The sequence below is a fragment of the uncultured Neisseria sp. genome, from assembly GCF_951230505.1.
Lineage (GTDB): Bacteria > Pseudomonadota > Gammaproteobacteria > Burkholderiales > Neisseriaceae > Neisseria.
Genome location: NZ_CATNVN010000179.1, coordinates 1 through 3,505 on the forward strand (window position 1 = coordinate 1; position 3,505 = coordinate 3,505).

The 3,505-nt window shown below is 45.0% G+C and carries 1 protein-coding gene; it reads right to left on the minus strand.

The window, feature by feature from the left end; translation table 11 throughout:
- A complete protein-coding gene (gene pilC, locus Q1M25_RS09005) occupies positions 1 to 3,474 on the minus strand; it encodes a PilC family type IV pilus tip adhesin (protein ID WP_300483950.1) in 3,474 nt (1,157 codons plus the stop codon).
- Between the last annotated feature and the right edge of the window lie 31 nt (positions 3,475 to 3,505).

Sequence of the window (3,505 nt, forward strand, 5' to 3'; positions counted from 1 at the left end):
TTAAAAGAACAATTCACGCCAGCTGATGCGTTTGAGTCCGCATGTACGGCCTTGTACTTCCAGGCTGACCAGTTGGTTGGACAAGAGACTGCGATCGCCTTTGGTTGCAAAACATTTATTGTTTGGCACGCTCGGCGTAGCATTCAGCTCCTTATCCGTACCTGTGCCGCCGCTATCGCCATCGGCAGTGACCGGAGAATCGTCGGCTTTGCTGGAATTCATATAAGTAAAGTTGATAACGCCATCAAAAGTCATACCGTTGGCGTAATAAATCTGACCATTATTTTCACGTTTGATAAACTTACGGTCCTTGCTGGAGATACGCGCATCACGCAAGCCCAAACGGCCGCCATTTTCAGCATTTACGCCCAAAATAATCGTTTTCGCTGTCGTTTGTGTGGATGTACTGTCCGGCAAACAAACATCGGTACTGGAAGAATCAGTATGAATTGTTTTGGTTTCATACTTGCGGATGGTCACAACAGCTGTTCGCAAAATCATCGTCGGTTTGACAGTCACACGTTCATTCGGACCTAAAGTCAGACTCCAGCCTTTTTTGTCTATACCGACCTTATTATTGCTGACGTAAATGTTTTCGCCATCACTTTCTCTGGTTTGCTGTTCCAACTCACTACTTTTCGCCAAAACCGCTTTTTTGGATTCATCAGTAGACACATCATCGTAAATACCGTAAACGGCATTGATTTGGCCATTGGTATTGGTCAATTCATTCTGATAAATCTCGCTACCCGTACCAAAAATAACGACATACTTGTCTTTACTGCGACGTGATACCGCAGGCGCAGAAGTAATCGGTTGATTACCCGAACCTTGGAAAATCATTTGCGCCGACCATTCAGACGGGGTTTTACCTCTCAAGTCGAAGCGGAACATATTACCGTAACGGTCGCCTGCATAGGCAATATCGACAATGCCGTCAAAATCGGTGTCTACCAAAGTGGGGGTAGAGAGGCCGCCTTTGCCATTCGGCGCAGGAATTTTAGCCAAGAGCTTGCCGGCACTGGAAACATTTTTACCGGTATCTTGCGTACCAGCTTCTTTACCCGTCATATCATAGATATACAAAGCCGTTTCATTGTCGGCACTGTTCATATCTTCAGTACGATAGCCGCTGGCCAAGAAACCCGCATAGCGCACATCAGATTTCAGATTGACCGGAGTGGTATCGCGTTTGATGGAAACACGGCCGATTTGCGTCGAACCAATGGTATAACCCAGCTTATTGTCAGAGCCTTTTTTTGTTTCAAACAAAGGCACAGTCGTATTCCAACCACTACGATCACTGTTCGCCACTGCACCAATATTCAACGCATACGCACCGCGTCCACCTTGACCCATCGCACCAAACATAAAGGTTTGCTTATCAGGCGTTTGGCGGAGAACAAAACCACCATTAACCATATAGCGATGCGGCGTGCTGGAGCCGTAGCCATCGCGAGCGACATCCTTCAGAACCTTGCCCAAAGTTGTCGCTTGGCCTTGATCGTCCTCACGCTCCATACCTGCCGGAATATAGCTGAGTTTCAAGTCATAAGGATTGCTAGGCGTACCATTACGGAAAATATGTACCATACCGTCATTGGCAGCAGCGACCAAAAACTCTTGACGGTTGTCGCGTTTATCGCCAATAGCCGCAACCGAACCGTCTAAAATATCGCCCAAATTACGTTCATCTTTACTTGCGTCAGCGGTATCAGTTGGACGGATGCGATAAGACTGGCTATAACCCTTTGTCTCCGCATCCGCTTTAATGGCCGCATCCGCTTTAATGGCCTCATTACTACCCTCTCGGCCAGTCCATTTCAGCAATGCATTTTTCCATTCCAACTTATCTTTCGCACTGCCGTCTGAAATGCCAAAATCAGCATTTGACGCCTCCTTATCTGCAACTCTATCGATGAAATAGATTTTACTGCCATCATTAACCAAAGTAAGGCGGTTATTAAATGATGGCTGAACAAACTCAGTCGTATTGATAGGCGTACCATCGCGGTTTAATTTGTAAAACCGCAACTGACTGCTCCAAGAGCCGGTATTCAAATGAACCGTTGCCGCCATATTGGGAATACCTGTACTGGTCGTTGCCGGTGCAGTAGAGGATACTCCTTCAAATTTCGTATTCTTGCTGTCATTTTCAATATTGTCGACAATGGTCTTGAAAGCATCGAGCAACTTTTCAGGTTTTGAGGCATTAAAATACCATTCTGGGCGACTGGCGCCCTTTTCCAGATATTCTCTCCCGACTTTAGAAACTCCTTCACCAAAGCCTACAGTAAAAGTCTGAACCAATTGCTTGCTATAATCTAACCCTTTAGGATCGTTTGGATCGCCATCCCAGCTCTTACCTGCATCATCTTTGCCATCTTTTTCTGTTTTGATGTCTTTTTCTGCCAAAGTTTGACTGAAGAAACGCATACCGCGTTTCTCATTACCATAGTTTCTATCCCAAATAGGAACAATGATTTCGCCACTACCTATCCACATTCGCCTACGATAATAATCGCTATACCCGAATTTATAATCGGTATATTGGCACATCACTTTTTTCTCATGCGGCGGGATATGGGCATCATATTGATAAAGTGGCAGGTCAAAATATCCACTAAAACCACGACCATCGTTGAAAAATTCACCTTTTCCATATTTATCGTCATAAGCCTTCGCTGCAGACGGCCCGAAATATTGGTATGCAGGTGTATCCGCGCTATGTTCGATGGCGCGGTAGTAGTTTGAATAGTAATAATCTCGATCGTAGTTGAAGCTGGTATTGCGCGATAAGCGAGGATCCTCACCGGCATCCTGATTGCTACAACTCATATTGGCATCACCATCAGATACCACGACAACATAGGACTTCTGGCAACGGTATTTGATATTGGGGATGACGAAATTTTTGACGACTTCATAATAACGGCGCGTTGTCGGCGTACCTTGATAAGCCAACATCTCGTCTACCTTCTTACTGACATATTCCCAGTTGCGACCTGCGGAACCATCCGTAAAGCCTTCAGTATCCTTCATATCGCCTTTGGTATCGTCAGGGCTAGGCAATTCTGCATATGCGTAAATAGCATTATTCTCTTTCCTTTTTTTCTCATCCCATTTCCAATACCGAGGATTATTGTGCAAAGTCTGCAAGCCCCAGTTAAACTGATCTTTATATTGCGCTAAAACCTGCTTTAATGCCGATTTTGCAATGTTGATTTTTTTTTGCTCATCACGGACATGATAATCACCCTTTGCATCAGCTAACATACTGCCCGAGTCATCAATCAAAAACATAATATTGTGTTTGACTTTGGGTTGACCGCTGACGTCGGTTTTGTTTTGCAGGTAAAAAGGAGTTTGGGCAAATTGCTGCGTATTTGCCTGAACGGAAATACTGATGAGTGCTAAAGCGGAAGCTACGCTTGCATGAATGAGGCGATGGCGGCCTGATGGAGCGTTTTGCATAATGTGTTCTTTTTTCATCGGATAATCTCAG